The following is an 18,800-nucleotide window of genomic DNA, read 5'->3' on the forward strand; positions in this document are numbered from 1 at the left end:
TCAGGCCAGTGGCGTACGCCGGGTCGGCGGCGTTATGGGAGGAAGTGAGTCAAGGCGTAAAGCCTTCGTCCTGGCTTTCATCAGGCGGAATGATGTTCCAGAGGTTCTCGCTGGCTGCCTGCGGGGCCTGCGCCTTCTTCTCTTCCTCGGACTCCCAGCATCCACTCAGCAACAGCGCTGATCCCCCTCCTCTCCCCCTCATTTCCCTATCAGTGGTATCAAAATTGGCATCACCTCGGAGCCGCGGTTGGCTGTCCACTTTCGACCCATAGCTGCCCTTCGCGAAAGGCAGCTACCGGCCAATAGCGGCCGTTCTGGAATGGCAGGAAACGACCGATAACTGCCTTCGATACGCGACTTTCGCCCGCCAGCGGCTCGATTGTAAGAATATGGCGGAGAGCTGCAAAACCGCCTACGCTTATAGAATGATTCCTCGAACGCCTTGCCCATCTGGTGGTATAGAGCCGAGAGATCTGACTTCCTTTGACCGTCCGCTTAACACCCACCCGGACCAACCCGCGCCTATCGCCAGCAACTGCCCCCTAAGTCCGGTCCACACGACCAGCAGTACGGCGCAACGGGTAAAAGCCAGACCCAGTCCCCCCACCTGCCGTTCAAAAGCGACCGATGCCGCAGCACCTCTGGAAACGGGGGCGCTGTTCACGTTCTGCCATGAGGTCAATCCGTATGTATCGGCCGAGCACGATTCCTTACCAGCAGCATCGAGGGTTCAGCCGAACCTTCACTCAGGGGCATCTGAGCCTTGGATTATTCTTTCCCATGGAGGCGTTCGACGGGGACACTCCGAGCATGCTCAACCAGGTCACACTGGCTAAACAAGCCGAGGCGCTGGGCTTCTGCGCGCTCTGGTTTCGCGACGTGCCGCTTCGCGACCCTGGCTTCGGCGATGTCGGCCAAGTCTTCGACCCCTGGGTTTACCTGGGTTATATGGCCGCCCATACCTCGGAGATTGCACTTGGCACCGCCTCCATCGCCATCCCGCTGCACCATCCCCTGCACACGGCCAAGGCGTCAGCCAGCGTAGATCAGTTGAGCACTGGTCGCTTGATTCTGGGGGTTGCTTCGGGAGATCGGCCAGTGGAGTTTTCGGCGTTTGGCGTCGATCCCGAAAGGCGTGGAGAGATCTTTCGAGAACACTACGAAGTGATTCGCCGCGCCCACAGCACCAGTTTTGAGCCCATCCACTGGAGCACTGGTGAAATGCAAGGCGCAGACCTGATTCCGAAACCGACCACCCAATTCATTCCAATGCTCGTGACCGGCAACAGTCGCCAGTCACTGGATTGGATCGCGCGTGAGAGCAACGGATGGATCAACTATCCACGCATTCCGAACATGCAGCGGCTGGTCGTGGAAGATTGGCGACTGGAGGTCACGAAACAATGTGGTTCTGTGTATAAGCCCTTTACTCAGTCGCTGTACATCGATCTCGATGAGAATCCGTCAACGCCACCCACACGTATCCATTTGGGGTTCAGACTTGGACGTTACCATCTACGTTTTTTGCTGGAGTCGCTTGAGGAAATCGGCGTGGACCACGTCATTCTCAATCTCAAATACGGCAAGCGCCCTGCGGTGGAAGTTATTGAGGAATTGGGTACGCACATCGTTGCGCAGTTCGGAGTGCAGCCGCGTCAGGCAGCTCATTGAACATCGGTCACTGCTACGCCGACGAATGCTCACTTGACGAAACCATAAGGTGTCACGGCGCGGATGACCTCCGGTTCTATATCAATGATGGAGATCTTCGCGCCATGAGCGACCGGTGCCCGGCAAACAATCTACCCTACCCAGCCTAAACCCGTGATGAGCACGTTGCCTTGCAGATTCTGTGCGGCTTCCACGCCGTCCCTGGACACGATTTGCGCGCGTATCCTTTCACTTATACCGAGCGCGCAAGCATGGCATGAATCCTGGACACGGCACTTTAGCCATGACATTTATCTTCAATAGAAGTGTTTTGATTGATCACCGCCCGGAACAGCAGCAGGCCCAGGCTATCCTGATTTTCACAAAATACATCGTGGGCCTCCCAGTACTGACTGGAGCTTCCTATTGGGTTTGCTTAGCCGGGTAGCTTGGCCGCAAGGACGTCAACCTTCTCGATTGATGGCGGTTCGGCAAATAGCTCGGCAGCGTTTGCCATAAGCGCCGCCGCGACCTTGCCCGAAAGATGAGCCTGCCGGCCCGCTTCATCCGGGAATGCGTCAAAGATGCCAAAGGTGGACGGCCCCAAGCGGATTCCAAACCAGGCTGTAGTGGCTGGCTCCTCCTCCACTAACGGAAGGCCACCCAAAAGAAAGCTCTCTACATCCTTTTCTTTCCCGGGTTTTGCTTCTAGGCGAACGAACAACGCTACTTTGACCATGATGTGGCTCCTGTTGTTACGATGCGGCTGGCGCTATCAGATCGCGATAGCTAAGAGGGGCATCCGAGACTCTTAACTATGGTCGACGATACCAGGATTACAAACCCAAATAGACCAAGGGTAGCGGCGAGTAGCGCACGAGCAGTGAGAACGACGTAGTGGGCAGCATGTAACCGCAAGTCAGCCACTTGCTCACTTGGTCCCACCCTCTGGTCTGATAATGATGATTCAACGATATCTGAAATTTAGAAAAACATAAGAGATCATGGTTGCTGTCAGGCCGACCAATATGTACTCGACGCGGGGTAAAAACACGACTAACCCGCCCAAAGAAAACACTATCAACGTGTTTTGTAGGATGTATTTCCTTATTCTACTCACGGCTATGAAATAGCCATATTGCTTACCTAGGAAAAACAAGGCCATGCCGGTGATCGACATAATCTGGAAATCGCGTATCGCAATGTCGTTCAGGATCGCATGCCTAATCAAATTTGCCAGCAGTGCCAGCCCCATAAAAAGAAAAAGGTGCGAGTAGATTAAGGCGTGCCCACTCATACTGCCTTGATGTTTGTTCAGCAAGTAAAAACTATCAAAATAGATCCACCAGATACTGCAAATCATGATAAATCCGGTGATGGCCGCCATCACATTATAATAACCCCATTGAATGTTAGATAAGCCTCCGGAAAGGCTAATAATTGACTCCCCCAATAAGATTAGGGTGAGTAGGCCTATGCGCTCAACCAAGTGCTCTGTGTGTGCTGGCAACGGTTTTAGTTTAGTCCAGAAAAATACAGGAAACAGAATATCAAGAACAATCCCAATATAAGCAACAAGGTAACGCAAGGGCGGGTCAAAAATAACGGATGAAAGGCTAATAACTGCGCTAACTAATAGGGCGAAGCCAAGCCTTGAGGAAAGTTCGCCGCGAGAATCGAGTTTACTAATGGATGAAATATACATAACACTGATGATTGCACGTATACCAAAATAGCAGGCAATAATGAGCGGGTAGTTCACTTCCAAGTCTTCCCCGATCCGTGCCGATAGCACAATGAGCAGGAGCATTATGAATAATGTTGCCAACCGGTGAAGATTGCTGTCTGTATCGAACCTGTTGGAGTAAATCGTGTGACTGGACCAGATCCACCACAACGGCACAAAAAGCAGTAAGAATGTCCATAATTGCTTATGTTCAAAGTGCCCATCATGAACATGCCCGAGAGTGTGCGTAACTTGGCCTATCGTAACAACGAAAGTCAGGTCAAAAAACAACTCCAACCATGTGGCGTGTCGATTTTCTTCATAATACTTCAAAGATTTCATTAGTTGCCGGCTCCGTGCCCACCTCTTTAATGTAAAAGGAAACTGACGTTGGTTTTTCCTCGGCTCCGATGTGGGTGATGCCAAGCCGATTTGGCTCTCTAGCGATTTCGTCCACGCACTAACAAAAGCTCAATCATCTGACTCATCCCGATGAACTCTGGAACTCCGTCATAGCGAAGCCCGTCAATGTAAAACGCTGGGGTGCCATTCACGCCGCTGCGTACACCGCCATTGAAATCGGCTTGTATTTTGGGAATGTAAGTATCCTCTTGCATTGCAAGATCGAATTCCTCCCTGGAAAGGCCGTGTTTGAGAACGATGGCGCGATACAGCGGCAGGCCCAATCGATCCTGATTTTCGTACAATTCGTCGTGGGCCTCCCAGAAGAATCCTCGACTCCCGGCATACTCAGCGGTGACCGCTGCACCCAATGCATGGGGGTGAGCGGTGGTCAGAGGGAAGTTACGGAACACAAACAGCAAGTCATCGCGAAAATGCTGTTGCAGATTCTTGACCATCCAATAAGCTTCACCGCAATAGGGACATTCATAGTCGCCAAATTCGACCAAGGTGACCTTGGCATGCGCACTTCCCTGGCGATGGTCGTTGGCACTTACCGGGACTTTGAGAGTGGCCATCTAATCACCTGTTAATTTTTGGTTGGCGTGCTTTGTGGCGAATTCGCCAAAGCATCCAGCGCATCCAGAATACCGTCCGCACCAGGGTTGATTGCCATCGGGGAGACGTAGCTCCAGGCAACCACCCCGTCCTTGTCAATCACGAACAGCGCACGCTTACAAACCCCGAGCTGGGACTCGTACGCTCCATACTGTCGTGCCACAGCCCCTTTGGGCTCGAAATCGGCCAGCAGGCTGAAGTGAAAATTCCGATCTTTGGCAAAGGCCTGATGACACCAGGCGCTGTCAACCGAGATACCCAGTAGCGCCGCACCGTATTCTCTGAATGTGGGTAGCAACTGGTTGTACAAAGTCAGTTGGTCACCACACACCGAAGTCCAGTCAGCGGGATAAAACGCCAATATCACGGGATTTCCCTTTAGCTCACGCAGCGACAACTGTTGATCAGGGGTTGCGTGAAGAGTGAAGTCGGGCGCGACAGTGCCGGCCGGCAGCGGCCCCTGAACCAGGTCGCCATTGGTTTTTTGTACATCATCGAACTCTAAAGTATTCATAGCTTGAACCTTGATAGATGGGTGGTTGGGACGTGCTCAGTGGGATGCGACGTGCCCGGCGGGATAACTCCATCCACCATCAAGGGGTTCAAAAAAAGACAACGCTGCCTCGATCTCAGCCTGAGCCTGAGTGATTTCGGCAGCGAAACGTTCACGTTCCGCATCAAGGAACACAAGAAGATCCGCCGTGTAATCGCGGAATTGGATTAGGCCAGGTTGGCAGGGGAATGGTCAGATTCGCTCTGGCTCACCAATGACTATAGTCGTTGATGACGCTTACCGTAGTAGCTGAACGATTTTTCGCTACCCTCCAGTGCCAACAACACTCACGCGCTTATCTTGCTGCCATTTCAGGCGGCGTTTTAACACGATGATTTTGGCAGCTATTTCGCCACTTCAGACAAATTTACATCTGCTTTCTGGACGACAACTGCTGCCCCTTACGACAAGCAGAAATCGACCAGAGGCAGACACTGAAACCGCCTTCAGGTCTACAGAATGAAGGTTGATATGGGAAATGCTCTGGACAAACGAGTCGTTGTCATTAGTGCCGGCATCGTGAGCGCTTCGCTGGCGTAACACCTGGCTGATAAAGGCGCGAATATCACCTTGGTTGAGGCTGAAGGTATCGCGTCGGGAGTGTTTGGAGATTCACTCGCATGGAGCAACATCCTATACGGATAACGTGACCCCATTGCAGCACTGCGCGGAGCAGCAGTCAAAGATGCGGCTCGCGCAGCGATGGTGCTGTACCTAACGAATAGTCGAGATCGGTCTTCGGGAAGCTGAGCGGTAGACTTTGCGAATATCGTCACTGACCGCTTTTGGCCGTTAGCTGCCCTCCGCCAAGGGCAGCTATGGGTCGATAGCGGCCATTCAGGACCGGCCGCTTTCGACCCATACCGGCCTTTAGCGAGGGGGCGTAATCGGCCAGAAGCGGACGGGTCTGCCTCTTAAAAAAAAGGGTTTCACCTTCGGCTTGGAGGTCTCTACAAGGGGCAATTCAATCCACATTCGCTCACTGCCTTACCTGTTGGCTGATTGGCAGTTGTACACGAAACGTTGTCCCCACCCCGACCTGGCTCGAAACGGTTATCTCACCACCGTGTTTCTTTACAATACCGTAGGAGAGGGACAGACCTAGTCCGGTGCCTTGTCCTACAGGCTTCGTGGTGAAGAAAGGGTCAAAGATTTTCTGTACGTTCTCCGGTGCTATCCCAGCGCCTGTATCTGTAACCTCGATGCATACCCAGTTGTCGTGTTGGGCAGTGCACAACGTGATGGTTCCACGCTCCGGCCCCATAGCCTGGGCGGCGTTAATCACTAGGTTCAAAATCACCTGATTGATCTGCGACGGCAGGCATTCGATCTCGGGCAACGGCTGGTACCGCTTTACCACATCTGCCTTGAATTTAAGCTCGCTGGCAACGATGTTTAGTGTGGAATCGATGCCCTGCTGCACGTTGGCCCATTGCCACTGCTGGGTGCTGTCAGCACGCGAAAAGTCTTTTAGGTCCTTGACGATCTGCGCCACGCGAACGATTCCGTCCTTGGATTCCTCAATCAGGATGGGAATGTCTTCCCTGAGGAATTCCAGCTCAGTGTGCTCGCGCAGCCTTTGCAAGGCCATGGTGGTTTCGCTTTCGCCCAATAGCTGCTCTACCTCGCGATAAGCGTCGAGCATCGTCGTTAGTTGCTGAAAGTACCCTTCTAGAGTGCCGAGGTTGGAGGATACATACCCGATCGGATTGTTAATCTCGTGTGCTACGCCAGCTGCCATCTGCCCCAGTGAGGCAAGCTTCTCCGACTGCACCAGCTGGCTTTCAAGTTGCTTACGCTCGTCGATTTCCTGCTGTAAAGCGTCGCTGGCCTGCTTCAGCTCATGGGTGCGCCGCTCAACCCGCTGTTCGAGCTGGTGCATTTGCAAAGAGGCGCGCTGAGTCATTTCCCACTTGGTCAGCAGGGTGTTGGCCATCTGCTGGACCTCAATGTTGTCAAACGGCTTTTTTAGGATTAGCAGGCGGTCGTGGGCCTGTAGCCGGTCGAGCAGTTCCTCCCAAGAATAGTCTGAGTATGCGGTGCACACCACCACTTGCAGCTGCGGGTCCGCCTGCCATAGTTGCTCGATGGTCTTAGCTCCGTCCCAGCCATCCGGCATGCGCATGTCGACGAAAGCCAGCGCGTAAGGCTTCTGGGCATGAAGCGCCCGTTTCAACAGGTCAAGACCTTCCTCGCCGCCATAGGCCGAATCGAGTTCGACAACCGGCCGTTCCTGCTTGGGCTGATTACCGAACAGTAACGTCTCCATCTCGTCCAGCTCGGCGGTCTGCGGCCTGACTGGGCTCAGGACTTTGCGAAAGTCCTCATGGATCGATGGCATGTCGTCTATCAGCAGGACTCGGCGATTAGATAAGCTACTCATGCAGGCTCCCGCACCGCGGTTAGCGGGATCCTCAGCGTGAAGAGCGCCCCCAGACCAGGGCCGTCGCTGTGAGCGGTTAGTTGGCCATTCATCTCGATCGCGGCCAGGGCGCAACTGTGCAAGCCGAAGCCATGCCCATCCTTGCGGGTGGTGAAGCCGTGGGCAAATATCTTCTGCAGGTTTTCCGGGGCAATGCCTTCGCCTTCGTCCAGAACGCTCATTTCTAGGAACCCTCCCTCGATGATCCGCGTCCTTAAGGTCATGGTCCTGTGCTCGTTGCCTTGACCGGACATGGCGTACTTGGCGTTACTGATCAGGTTGATCAGGATCAGCAACATTCGATGCCGGTCACCCATCACTTGGGGTAGCTCATCGAAGTCGCGCACCACGTTAACTTGGTGCCGACTCAGCGCCCCGGCGTTCATGCGTAGCGCGTCTTCTATCAGATCGTTGACCGACAGCGGCTCGTGCACACTCTTGGCCCCCGCATAGGATTGCTGGGTGGCCACCACTTCCTTGATGTGGTCCACGCTCTTACTCATCCGGTCTAACTCGGCCACAATTTCGCGCTGCTCATGAGTGATGGCCTCGGTCAGCTGGTTGAGGTAGCCGGGAAGTAATTTGCCCTTGGGGTCTTCGGTAAGAAATTGGCCGAGCTCGCCTGAATGCTCATCGAACATTTGCATTGCCTTGCCCAAGCCTCGGGTCTTGCTGCTGCGCAAGGTTTGAGCAATGAGATTAGAGGAGGTGTTCACGCTGTTAAGCACGTTGCCTACATTGTGCAGCACGTTGGTGGCGATCTCTGCCATGCCAGCGTGGCGCGCGGCATTGAACAGTTCGCTTTGGGCATTCTTGAGCTCCCGAGTGCGATCCTCGACCCGTTGCTCTAGAACTTCATTGGAAGCCTGCAACGCGTTGTTGACCCGCCTCACCTCGGAAAAGCTCCGCACCAGCAGGGCAGCCAGACACACGACCGAGAGCATCAGCAGGCCGGAAAGCCACAACGTGAAGAGGTGATACTTACGATCGTTTTTCTCAACCTGCTGCTGGTCCCGATCCAGCAGGCTGGTGATGGTATCTAATCGTTCGGCGACAGGGATCGTCTCGATGTCCGCGAGCAGGCGGTTGACGATAGGTTGCTCGCGCAGGATCAATGCCACATGACTGCTCAACAGTTTGACCGGCGTCTGAAACTCGCTGGGCAGGTTCTGCACGTTGACAGCCAAATTGCCCAGCCCGAGCTCGATCTCTGCCGCCTTGTCCGCAGACGTAACCTGTGCGAACTCCAGGGCACTGAGCAACAGATCATAAGTGTCGGTGGCGAATGCATGGACCTCCTGCCGGCGCGGGTCGAGAACCTTGTTTAGCTGGGCTTGGATAGCGTCCTCGGCAGCAGGGAGAAACGCAAGGGAGTTTCGCAGTAGAGCATTGTGCGACTTGAATTGCTCGACAAGCCGAGCTTTTTCCCCAAGCGCACCGAGAAAGCCATCGTGGGCATCACGCCATTGTGTAGAGCTGTTGCGCCCTTGCTCAGCTTCTTGGCTGTCGAAGCGTGTCCAAAGTTGCCTCATCTCTTTGAGGGGCGTCACAAGTAGATCGTAGTCATGGGATATGGCTACCCGCGCCTTGAGCATTTCGTTTTCCCACACCGCATCTTGCTGCTTGAGCTGACGAATAAGATCCCGAGATTCATTGTAGGTTTGTGTCTGCTCTGAACCAGAGTTCAGGTAAAGGAACAGCAGCATTGACGATAGCGCCAGGACCAAACCACTGAGTGAAAACAGGCTTCCGCGTCGGGAGATTGCACTCATGGCTGCCCCACATTTTCAGAGGTGAGGGTTTTGAGAAACATCACAATCAGTTCACGGTCTTCGTCGCTGGGTATCCGTCCAAGCTGGTACTGAAACATCACGTCAACCGCGCGCTCCAGAGTAGGAGCCGAGGCATCATGGAAATAGGGCGCGGTCATCGCCACGTTTCGTAGACTCGGAACCTTGAAGACACCTCGATCCGCTTCGGCACCGGTCACGTTGAAACGTCCTAGGTCGGCGTGAGTCGGGTTTCCACGATCGATCGTATAGTCACCGAATACGCCGAATTTTTGGAACATGTTGCCACCGATGTTTACACCTTGATGGCAAGCGATACAGCCATAATCCTTGAAGCGCTGGTAACCGTATTTTTCCTGCAAGGTCAGCGCCTCGGTGTCGCCCTGCAGATAACGATCAAAGCGGGCGCCGGGTGTTAAAAGGGTCCTTTCGTAGGTAGCCAGCGCGTCGAGGATGTTGTCCTTGGTCACGGTATCCTGGTAGGCATCGGCGAAGGCCTGGCGGTAACGGTTTTCGCCGGAGATGCGCTGCACTATCACCTGCCAGTCCCCGCCCATCTCATGGGCACTGGTGATTACTGCATTACCTTGCTCTTCTAGCGACTCAACTCGGCCATCCCAGAACTGTCGGAAATTGAGACTGGCATTGAAGACCGTCGGAGTATTGAGTGACAGTTGCTGGCCATCTACTCCGATCGAAAAGGCATGGCCATCGGCCCCGTATTTATCGAGACGGTGGCAGCTCGCACAGGATAAAGAGCTATTGAGTGACAACTGTGGGTCGTTGAACAATTGGCGTCCCAGTTCAACGCGCGCAGGCGCCAGTATGGGAATCGGCGGCAGGGGTTTGAGCGGTTCGTCCAGAGGTTCGGCCCCTACGGCCGAGCACAGAGCCAACAGCCCCAGCAAGCGCAGGTAACTCCACAAGCGCCCCCTGTAACGCAGATGAGGATGAAGACAGGTATTAAGCTCGACCATCAGGGAGAGTCCTTTTCCCATGGCTGACGAATACGAGAATGCATTGCCATCAGGTTAGATGCCTTCGGCACTTTTTGCCTGTCGTCTGCCGATCTGTGTTCCGATGCGCATGGCAATAAAATGATCTAGCCTTTGCCCAAGCACGCTTCGCTCAGGAACTGACAACGTGCCGCCATCGACCTACGCGCGAGGCCCCACATGGAAGTGCAATCTACCCCGAAAACAGCCACTCGGCCGACTGTGATACTGGTTGATGACGAAGAGCCAATCCTCAACAGTCTGCGTCGACTATTAAGGGGTCAGCCCTATGACGTGGTGTTGGCCACCAGCGGTGAACAGGCGCTGGCGCTGATGACCGAACGGCCGGTAGATCTTGTGATGAGCGATGCGCGTATGCCGGGCATGGACGGTGCAACGTTGCTCGCGCAAGTCCACCAACGCTATCCCGCAGTCGTGAGGATCATGCTTACTGGCTATGCAGACCCTGGCGCGATCATCAAAGCTGTCAATGATGGTCGTATCCACCGTTACATCAGCAAGCCGTGGAACGACGACGAGATGCTACTGACCTTGCGCCAGGCCCTTGAGCATCAACATTCCGAGCGCGAGCGCCAGCGGCTGGAGGTACTCGCGCGAGTGCAGAACGCTCAATTAAAGCTTTTAAACATAAATTTGGAAAAGCGCGTGGCAGCCCGCACCGCCGAATTGCAGCAGACAGCCGACATGCTCGATCTGGCTTACGAAGAACTGAAACACAGCTATGTCACCGGAACTGAAGTATTCTCGATGCTGGCCAACCTGCGGCTGCCGCCGGCTAAGCAGACCAACCGTCAGATCATTGAGCTAGTTCGCTGTTACTGTACGGCGTACGCCTTGGACGAGGCGGCTAGTCGCGACCTGACTATGGCGGCGGCGTTGTACAACATCAGCAAGCTGAGTTGGCCAGACAGCATGATCGTCGCGCCTTCGGACTTGCTTATGCACAGTGACCGCGAGCGCTACCGCGATTATCCACGCCAAAGCGAATCGCTTCTGATGACCCTGGAGCCTATGAAGGATGCGGCGCGGCTGATCCTCCATCACCAAGAGCACTGGGACGGCAGCGGTTTCCCTGACCGCCTCAAAGGTGAAGCCATTCCGTTCGGCGCCCGCCTGCTTAAGCTGGCTGTGGACTTCGTCGAACTGCAGCGTGGACTGATCCTCGAAAGGCAGATGAACAGCGACGAGGCCCTGCTCTACCTTCGCAAGTACAGCGGCCGTCTTTATGAGCCGGCGCTACTTGACGATTTCGTCGACGTCTGCGCGACGTTCCTCAGTGATCTCACCTTGGCGGACCCTGAAGTACGTGTTTGCGCTACCCGCGATCTGGTCCCCGGAATGGTGCTAGCGCGCAATTTGAACGCTGACAACGGCATGTTGCTGCTCAATGCCGGAAAGGTTTTGAGCGCAGCACTGGTGGAAAAGCTAGTAGCTTTCGAATCCATGGAGGGGGGAAAATACTGCATTTTTGTCAGGGCCCCATTGGATGAAGATTTAACGCGTGGGGCGTCAGGCTCAGCTCTGTGCTGAACTGAAGTCGATACGAGGAGCAGCTACTCGCTCATCAGGGGCGCTTATGTTTTCCTGCGTACTTATATGACTGCAATTGGCGATACTGTCCTCGGTGAAGGGCTGCTCTGGGTCGAAAGCAGGAACGCCTGCAACTCCACGTGCAACAGCTACGGATGTTACTAGCTTCTGGTACTGCAGCAGTAGCGTGAGAATCAAGTCTCAGGCCGCGCCGAAAGCGGCCTGTGGGTCTTGCCTGTCTAATACAGGTCAGCCAGTTTCCGCGATTTTGGCCCAGTAAAACCGAGAAGCTCCAAGGCAGTTTTAGACAGCGTCAGCCCCCATCCAGGCGTTCTGCCTACGACGATCCTTCCTGGCTCGTCCCCATCCCATTTACTCGAAATTTCATAACTGAACAGGCCGATAAGGCTGCAGAGGCAGGCGGCTACTCGACGCTGATCATCGACAGCTACTCCCACGAGTGGGTCGGTTCGGGCGGCTGCCTTGAGATCAACGACACGATCGCCAAGCAGCGCTACAAGGGCAACACCTGGTCGGCCTGGAACGAGACGACGCCGCGCCACCGCAAGCTGGTCGACACCATACTCACCAGCCCGCTGCACATCATCTGCACCATGCGCAATCCCCGACAGCCAGCTGCAGGCCGGCAACCAGCGCCAGCTCTCCCCGCACGAAACACAACCCGAACCTACACCCGCACTGGCGCCTGGGCGCTGGATTGGTGAGAGGTATCAGTACATGGCCTACCTGATCTACAGGGGCCCGCGATGGGCAAGAACTGCAACACCTGCAAATGGCTGGAGTGGGTCGACGGTGAAAGCGAGTCGGACACCGGCTTCACATGCAACAAGCGCCATCAGCAGATGTGGGCCGACGGCCGCGAGCAAGAGCTGCTCGACAACACTTGGAACGGTGAGCGTCGCGGTGAAACCCTCGCCCCCCCCCGACGGCGCAGGGGATCCGCGCAGCCAGCCGTGTACGTGATCAAGTAGTGAATCTGATCCGCCACGGCTTGCTGGACGACGAGAAGTATGCCGAGCTATTCCCCGGATCGGAGGTAGCTCGTCAGACGGCAGAGTCCATTCCTAGCCTGGGGGCTTACACCCAGATGTGGCTGGACAGCCGTGACATTGTCGAAGGCACCTGCAACAACTACAAGAGCGCTTTCAACCTCTACTGGATGCCGTACCTTGGCCTCCGTCGGATCGACATGATCACGCCGACAATGCTTCGCGGTGTTATCTCGCAGATCCAGTGGACATCAGTGGGGGTCAAGCGCAATGCGATTATCAAGCTGGCAAGCGTCTTCAAGACAGCGGTTTTCGACGGACTGATCACTAAAAACCCTACCGCATCGCTCGATAAACCTAGGGTAGTCAAAAAGGTCGTTGACCCATACAGCCGCTCTGAGGCGGAAGCAATAATCTCGCACCTGTATGCGACACTTCGGAAATATTCGCAGATTTATGCCGCATTCTTCGAGTTCTGCTTTTTACCGGGGTGCGCCCAGGTGAGGCCATGGGCCTGAAGTGGGAAGATGTTGACCTTGAAGAACGGTCCGTCTCGATTCGTCGAATCATCGTGAATCGATCTCCGCAGGAGCGCACGAAGACCAAACAGCACCGGGTGGTACTGCTGAACGAGCGCGCGCTCAATGCCATTAAGCAGGCCCAGAGAATGGCGAACCTTCGACGCATGGCATCCAAGTCAGCCAACCCCGAAAGCCCTTTCGTGTTCCAACCGAGCAAAGGTGGGCTGTGGATCAACGAACCAAGTGTTACAATCCGCCAATTCAAATCGGCGCTGAAGGCGCTGAACATCCGTGAACGCCGTCAGTACGACACCCGCCACACCTACGCAACCATGTGCCTGATGTCTGGGATGAACCCCGCGTTCATCGCGAGCCAGCTTGGCCACAGCGTCGAGATGTTGCTCTCTACCTACGCGAAATGGATCAGCTCCTCCTCGGACTGGAGGGAGCTGGAGAAGCTGCCGCCCCGAGTCGAATTGGCCCAAAATTGGCCCAAGAATGACGACAGGGCCTAAATACACCTCTGGAACCCCCGCAGGACAAGCACTTGATTTCTACCGCTAACATCACCATGCAGTTCGGCTCCAAGCCGCTGTTCGAAAACGTTTCCGTAAAATTCAACAACGGCAACCGTTACGGCCTGATCGGCGCTAACGGTTGCGGCAAGTCGACCTTCATGAAGATCCTCGGCGGCGACCTGGAGCCGTCCGGTGGCCAGGTCATGCTCGAGCCGAACACCCGCCTGGGCAAGCTGCGCCAGGACCAGTTCGCCTATGAAGAATTCACCGTGATCGACACCGTGATCATGGGCCACGGCCAGCTGTGGAAGGTCAAGGCCGAGCGCGACCGTATCTACTCGTTGCCGGAAATGACCGAGGAAGACGGCATGGCCGTCGCCGAGCTGGAAACCGAATTCGCCGAAATGGACGGCTACACCGCCGAATCCCGCGCCGGTGAACTGCTGCTCGGCCTGGGTATCCCCCTGGAGCAACACTTCGGCCCGATGAGCGAAGTGGCGCCAGGCTGGAAGCTGCGTGTGCTGCTGGCCCAAGCATTGTTCTCGGACCCGGACGTGCTGCTGCTCGACGAACCGACCAACCACCTGGATATCAACACCATCCGCTGGCTGGAAACGATCCTCACGGCGCGTAACAGCACCATGATCATCATTTCCCACGACCGCCACTTCCTCAACAGCGTCTGCACCCACATGGCCGACCTGGACTACGGCGAGCTGCGCCTGTTCCCGGGCAACTATGACGAGTACATGACTGCGGCTACCCAGTCGCGCGAGCAATTGCTGTCGGACAACGCCAAGAAAAAGGCACAGATCGCAGAGCTGCAGACCTTCGTCAGCCGCTTCTCGGCCAACGCCTCCAAGGCCAAGCAGGCGACTTCGCGCGCCAAGCAGATCGACAAGATCCAGTTGGCCGAGGTCAAGCCTTCCAGCCGTGTCAGCCCGTTCATCCGCTTCGAGCAGACTAAAAAGCTGCACCGCCAGGCGGTAGTCGTCGAGAAGATGGCGAAAGCCTTCGACGACAAGGTGCTGTTCAAGAACTTCGACATTACCGTCGAAGCGGGCGAGCGCGTAGCGATCATCGGCCCCAACGGTATTGGCAAGACTACCCTGCTGCGTACCCTGGTCGGCGAAATGACCCCGGATGCCGGTTCGGTGAAATGGACCGACAGCGCCGAAGTGGGCTACTACGCCCAGGACCACGCTCACGACTTTGAAGACGACCTGAGCCTGTTCGACTGGATGGGCCAGTGGACCTCCGGCGAGCAGGTGATTCGCGGCACCCTGGGGCGCATGCTGTTCTCCAACGACGAGATCCTCAAGTCGGTGAAGGTGATTTCCGGTGGTGAGCAAGGCCGCATGCTGTTCGGCAAGCTGATCCTGCAAAAGCCTAACGTGCTGGTGATGGACGAGCCTACCAACCACCTGGACATGGAATCGATCGAGGCGCTGAACCTGGCGCTGGAAAACTACCCGGGCACCCTGCTGTTCGTCAGCCACGACCGCGAGTTCGTGTCGTCGCTGGCCACCCGCATCATCGAGCTGTCGCCCGATGGCGTGGTGGACTTCAGCGGCACCTACGACGATTACCTGCGCAGCCAGGGCGTACTGGTCTGATTGATGGGTAAGGCCTGGCCATTGTGTATGGCTGGGCCTCTTCGCGGGCTTGCCCGCGAAAATCCCACCGCCAGCCCTACAGCTGACACAACCCGATGAATAATTCGTTAGCCTGCTTTCATTTCCTTCATGTAACAGCCATCATGGAACCACGCCCAACCGCCCGCCCGCGAAAGAGCCCATGACCGCGCAACAACCTGCCCCCGCCAGCAACACGCTGCACATCACTCAGCAGATCCTGTCGATCGTTTTCTACACCTTCATTGCCTTCCTCTGCATCGGCCTGCCGATTGCGGTGCTACCCAGCTACGTGCACGACCAACTGGGCTTTGGTGCAGTGATCGCCGGGGTAACCATTGGCCTGCAATACCTGGCCACCCTGCTCAGCCGCCCGTTTGCCGGGCGCGTTGCAGATACCCTCGGGGGCAAGCAAGCCATCCGTTTCGGCCTGATGGGAATTGCCGGCTGCGGGGTATTGACCCTGTTATCGGCCTGGACCCTGACGCTGCCGCTGCTGAGCCTGGCGCTGCTGCTTGTGGGCCGTTTGCTGCTCGGCATCGCCCAGGGGCTGATCGGTGTGGCCACCTTGAGCTGGGGCATCAGCCAGGTCGGCCCCGAACACACCGCCAGGGTGATCTCATGGAACGGCATCGCCTCCTACGGCGCGATTGCGATTGGCGCGCCCCTGGGAGTGTTGGCCGTGGATGGGCTGGATTTCAGCGTGCTGGGGCCAGCTTTGCTGGTGCTGGCAACCCTTGCCATGCTGGTGTTGCGCAAGCGTCCCGACGTGGTGGTGGTACGCGGCGAACGCCTGCCGTTCTGGTCGGCGTTTGCCCGGGTCGCGCCGTGCGGCCTTGGCCTGACCCTGGCCTCGATCGGCTATGGCACCCTGACCACCTTCGTCACCTTGTACTATCTGGAGCGCGGCTGGGTTGGCGCAGCCTGGTGCTTGAGTGCGTTTGGTGTGTGTTTCATCATTTCGCGGCTGCTGTTCGTCAACGCGGTCAACCGGTTTGGTGGTTACAACGTGGCGGTCGCCTGCATGGCCACTGAAGTGCTCGGCCTGAGCCTGCTGTGGCTCGCGCCTTCGCCGGCCTGGGCTCTGGTTGGCGCAGGGCTTACCGGTTTCGGGCTGTCGCTGGTGTACCCGGCGCTGGGCGTCGAGGCAATCCGGCAGGTCCCCAGCAGCAGCCGCGGCGCGGGGCTGGGGGCCTATGCGGTGTTCTTCGATATGGCCTTGGCTGTCGCCGGCCCGGTGATGGGCGCAGTAGCCGTGCACCTGGGCTATTCCTCGATCTTCTGCGTGGCTGCCCTGCTCGCCCTGGCCGGGGTGGGCCTAACGCTGTTGCTGTCGCGGCACGCTCGCCGCAGCTGACCGCTCGGCCAGTTGCGGCGTGCCCAGCGCCTGGCTGAAGAACGCCGCCGTTTCACGCTCTAGCGAATGATGGATATGGCGGCGGTCCACGCCCTCGGCATCTTTGCACAGCGCCAGCATCCGCGCGTACTGCTCGGCGTCGCAGTGGGCCATGAACACAAAGTGGCCGGCGCCGGCCAACAGGCGGTAATCGGGGGTGACCGGCAGCTTGCGGGCCAGAGCCTCGGCGTTGCGGTCCACCGCCACCAGTTGGTCGCTATCGCCGCTATAGATCAGGGCTGGCACCTGAACCCCGGCCAAGGCATGGCGCCCGAACAGCAGGCTCAGCGGCGCCATCAGCATCACCGCCCCTACCCGCGGGTCGGCCTGCGGCGCCAGTTCGCTGCGGTCGGCAATCAATATGCCGTGGGTCTTGCAGGCGTCGGCGTCGTTCGGGCGCTCCAGGCAGTACTGGCGCAGGCGGTCCAGGTCCGGGCGCGCACCGGAAAGGATCAACGCGGTTTCGCCACCAGCCGAATAACCGATCACGCCCACCTTGCCTTCGTCCAGATAAGGCCCGACCAATGCATCATCGCGGGCGGCGGTGATTGCGGCGCTGACTTGCAGCGGCCGACCATACAGGTTGCTCAGGGTGCCCAGACGACTGTGGTCGCGGGCGTTGTCCCCCGGGTGCACTACCGCCACCACCACGAAGCCTCGCCGCGCCAACGCGGTTGCCAGGTAGTGCAGCGCCAATGGGCTGCCGGTATTGCCGTGGGACAGGACCAGTAACGGGAATAGGCCCGTGGCGACGGGTGCCTCTTCAGCCACCTCGACTGGATAGCCGTCTATACGGCTACTACGGGGTTTACCAATAGCCGGGTAGAACGCCAGTGCTTGCATCGGCCGGCTATCGACCGGGTCGGCCAAGGTCATAGGGTGCAGGCCGACAACCCGCGGCGCAGCCTCGGCATGGGCCAGCAGGCCGCCGAGCAGGACCAGCGCCAACAGGCTGCGGGGGATAGTCATCGGCCAGCGGTTCCTTGCAGGGCGAAGAGATAGCCCAGCATAGAGCCGGCCTGGCTTGCGCCGGATGAAAACTGGATGAAACCATCGTCATGCAAGTTGCGCGCGCACCCTATGCATTTGCGCATGGCGTCGAACCCGTGGCATAGATACAGGTCCACGTCTTTACGTGACCGTTTCGCGCCAATGAAGGAGATTCATGCATGAGCAAGCCCGCCTATGTACCCCCCAAGGTCTGGCGCAACGAGGCAGCCTCCGGCGGCCAGTTCGCCAGCATCAACCGCCCGGTTGCCGGCCCGACGCACGACAAGGACCTGCCGCTGGGCAAGCACCCGCTGCAGCTTTATTCCCTGGCAACACCCAATGGCGTCAAGGTCACCATTGCCCTTGAAGAGCTGCTTGCCTTGGGCCATACCGCAGCCGAGTACGATGCCTGGTTGATCCGCATTGGTGAGGGCGACCAGTTTTCCAGCGGCTTCGTCCAGGTCAACCCCAATTCCAAGATCCCTGCCCTGCTCGACCGCAGCGTCGAACCAGCTGTGCGGGTATTCGAATCGGGTTCGATCCTGCTGTACCTGGCCGACAAGTTCGGCGCACTGCTGCCAAAATCGCCCGCTACACGCACCGAGAGCCTGAATTGGCTGTTCTGGCAGATGGGCGCGGCGCCTTACCTGGGCGGTGGCTTCGGTCACTTCTACGTGTACGCCCCGGAAAAATTCGAATACGCGATCAACCGCTTCACCATGGAGGCCAAGCGTCAACTGGACGTGCTGGACCGCCGCCTGGCCGAGAGCCGCTACCTGGGCGGTGATGAGTACAGCATTGCCGATATTGCCGTGTGGCCGTGGTATGGCCAGCTGGTGCGCGGCAACCTGTATGACGCGGCAGAATTCCTGGCGGTGGATGAGTATCCCAACGTACAGCGCTGGGCCGAGGAAATTGCCCTGCGCCCGGCGGTGCAGCGCGGAACTCGGGTAAACCGGACGTGGGGGGATGAGGTCAGCCAGGTGCCCGAGCGGCATACGGCGCAGGACCTGGACTGAGGGTT

17 protein-coding genes and 3 pseudogenes are annotated in these 18,800 nt (G+C 57.2%); 10 read left to right on the plus strand and 10 right to left on the minus strand.

The window, feature by feature from the left end; translation table 11 throughout:
- Positions 1-49: 49 nt before the first annotated feature.
- Entirely contained in the window at positions 50-172 is a 123-nt protein-coding gene (locus MRBLPB4O_RS14970; RefSeq protein ID WP_341795711.1) for a hypothetical protein, read from the minus strand.
- Between the two features lie 515 nt (positions 173-687).
- On the opposite strand from MRBLPB4O_RS14970, the gene MRBLPB4O_RS14975 reads away from it, so the two are divergent.
- A complete protein-coding gene (locus tag MRBLPB4O_RS14975) occupies positions 688-1,671 on the plus strand; it encodes an LLM class oxidoreductase (protein WP_043862986.1) in 984 nt (327 codons plus the stop codon).
- Between the two features lie 38 nt (positions 1,672-1,709).
- Here the strand turns inward: MRBLPB4O_RS14975 and MRBLPB4O_RS14980 are convergent.
- The 5 genes and pseudogenes from MRBLPB4O_RS14980 to MRBLPB4O_RS15000 form a co-directional block, all read right to left on the minus strand.
- Positions 1,710-1,892 (minus strand): annotated as a pseudogene (locus tag MRBLPB4O_RS14980) (potassium transporter); the annotation flags it as partial.
- 194 nt (positions 1,893-2,086) lie between these two features.
- Positions 2,087-2,389 carry a hypothetical protein gene (locus tag MRBLPB4O_RS14985; protein WP_023047152.1) on the minus strand — a complete coding sequence of 101 codons (303 nt, stop codon included), beginning with the start codon at positions 2,387-2,389 and terminating at the stop codon, positions 2,087-2,089.
- 228 nt (positions 2,390-2,617) lie between these two features.
- Positions 2,618-3,718: a low temperature requirement protein A gene (locus MRBLPB4O_RS14990; protein WP_341795712.1), complete on the minus strand. Its 1,101-nt coding sequence runs from the start codon at positions 3,716-3,718 to the stop codon at positions 2,618-2,620.
- Between the two features lie 98 nt (positions 3,719-3,816).
- Positions 3,817-4,356 carry a thioredoxin domain-containing protein gene (locus MRBLPB4O_RS14995; protein ID WP_070086726.1) on the minus strand — a complete coding sequence of 180 codons (540 nt, stop codon included), beginning with the start codon at positions 4,354-4,356 and terminating at the stop codon, positions 3,817-3,819.
- A gap of 11 nt (positions 4,357-4,367) precedes the next feature.
- Positions 4,368-4,910: a redoxin domain-containing protein gene (locus MRBLPB4O_RS15000; protein ID WP_341795713.1), complete on the minus strand. Its 543-nt coding sequence runs from the start codon at positions 4,908-4,910 to the stop codon at positions 4,368-4,370.
- 510 nt (positions 4,911-5,420) lie between these two features.
- Between MRBLPB4O_RS15000 and MRBLPB4O_RS15005 the strand changes: the two are divergent.
- A pseudogene (locus MRBLPB4O_RS15005) lies at positions 5,421-5,591 on the plus strand (FAD-binding oxidoreductase); the annotation flags it as partial.
- A 337-nt stretch (positions 5,592-5,928) separates the two neighbouring features.
- Here the strand turns inward: MRBLPB4O_RS15005 and MRBLPB4O_RS15010 are convergent.
- Genes MRBLPB4O_RS15010 through MRBLPB4O_RS15020 form a run of 3 tightly spaced genes read right to left on the minus strand, consistent with a single transcriptional unit; the run spans position 5,929 to position 10,138 of the window.
- Positions 5,929-7,332 (minus strand): ATP-binding protein, encoded by a 1,404-nt coding sequence (locus MRBLPB4O_RS15010; protein WP_341795714.1) that lies wholly within the window; start codon positions 7,330-7,332, stop codon positions 5,929-5,931.
- Positions 7,329-9,143 (minus strand): DAHL domain-containing protein, encoded by a 1,815-nt coding sequence (locus MRBLPB4O_RS15015; RefSeq protein ID WP_341795715.1) that lies wholly within the window; start codon positions 9,141-9,143, stop codon positions 7,329-7,331. The genes MRBLPB4O_RS15010 and MRBLPB4O_RS15015 overlap by 4 nt, the downstream gene beginning before the upstream one ends.
- Entirely contained in the window at positions 9,140-10,138 is a 999-nt protein-coding gene (locus MRBLPB4O_RS15020; protein WP_341795716.1) for a cytochrome c peroxidase, read from the minus strand. The genes MRBLPB4O_RS15015 and MRBLPB4O_RS15020 overlap by 4 nt, the downstream gene beginning before the upstream one ends.
- A gap of 198 nt (positions 10,139-10,336) precedes the next feature.
- On the opposite strand from MRBLPB4O_RS15020, the gene MRBLPB4O_RS15025 reads away from it, so the two are divergent.
- The 7 genes and pseudogenes from MRBLPB4O_RS15025 (at position 10,337) to MRBLPB4O_RS15055 (ending at position 16,747) form a co-directional block, all read left to right on the plus strand.
- Entirely contained in the window at positions 10,337-11,707 is a 1,371-nt protein-coding gene (locus MRBLPB4O_RS15025) for an HD domain-containing phosphohydrolase (protein ID WP_341795717.1), read from the plus strand.
- A gap of 440 nt (positions 11,708-12,147) precedes the next feature.
- A pseudogene (locus MRBLPB4O_RS15030) lies at positions 12,148-12,267 on the plus strand (AAA family ATPase); the annotation flags it as partial.
- Between the two features lie 207 nt (positions 12,268-12,474).
- A complete protein-coding gene (locus MRBLPB4O_RS15035) occupies positions 12,475-12,699 on the plus strand; it encodes a hypothetical protein (protein ID WP_341795718.1) in 225 nt (74 codons plus the stop codon).
- The gene (locus tag MRBLPB4O_RS15040; RefSeq protein ID WP_341795719.1) at positions 12,699-13,235 is read left to right on the plus strand and encodes a hypothetical protein; all 537 of its coding nucleotides are present in this window, start codon (positions 12,699-12,701) and stop codon (positions 13,233-13,235) included. Before MRBLPB4O_RS15035 ends, MRBLPB4O_RS15040 begins: the two co-directional genes overlap by 1 nt.
- Positions 13,226-13,753, plus strand: a complete 528-nt coding sequence (locus MRBLPB4O_RS15045) for a site-specific integrase (RefSeq protein ID WP_341795720.1) — start codon at positions 13,226-13,228, stop codon at positions 13,751-13,753. Before MRBLPB4O_RS15040 ends, MRBLPB4O_RS15045 begins: the two co-directional genes overlap by 10 nt.
- A gap of 32 nt (positions 13,754-13,785) precedes the next feature.
- Complete coding sequence (locus tag MRBLPB4O_RS15050; RefSeq protein ID WP_012272468.1) at positions 13,786-15,372, plus strand: ABC-F family ATPase; 1,587 nt, start codon at positions 13,786-13,788, stop codon at positions 15,370-15,372.
- Positions 15,373-15,484: 112 nt separating this feature from the next.
- Positions 15,485-16,747, plus strand: coding sequence for an MFS transporter (locus MRBLPB4O_RS15055; RefSeq protein WP_341798891.1), 1,263 nt, complete (start codon positions 15,485-15,487; stop codon positions 16,745-16,747).
- Here the strand turns inward: MRBLPB4O_RS15055 and MRBLPB4O_RS15060 are convergent.
- Positions 16,709-17,755, minus strand: coding sequence for a dienelactone hydrolase (locus tag MRBLPB4O_RS15060; RefSeq protein WP_341795721.1), 1,047 nt, complete (start codon positions 17,753-17,755; stop codon positions 16,709-16,711). The two genes, MRBLPB4O_RS15055 and MRBLPB4O_RS15060, sit on opposite strands and share 39 nt — an antisense overlap.
- Before the next feature lie 200 nt (positions 17,756-17,955).
- On the opposite strand from MRBLPB4O_RS15060, the gene yghU reads away from it, so the two are divergent.
- Positions 17,956-18,795 carry a glutathione-dependent disulfide-bond oxidoreductase gene (gene yghU / locus MRBLPB4O_RS15065; protein ID WP_341795722.1) on the plus strand — a complete coding sequence of 280 codons (840 nt, stop codon included), beginning with the start codon at positions 17,956-17,958 and terminating at the stop codon, positions 18,793-18,795.
- Positions 18,796-18,800 lie beyond the last annotated feature (5 nt).

It is taken from the genome of Pseudomonas sp. LPB4.O (assembly GCF_038383825.1).
Taxonomy (GTDB): Bacteria; Pseudomonadota; Gammaproteobacteria; order Pseudomonadales; family Pseudomonadaceae; genus Aquipseudomonas; species Aquipseudomonas putida.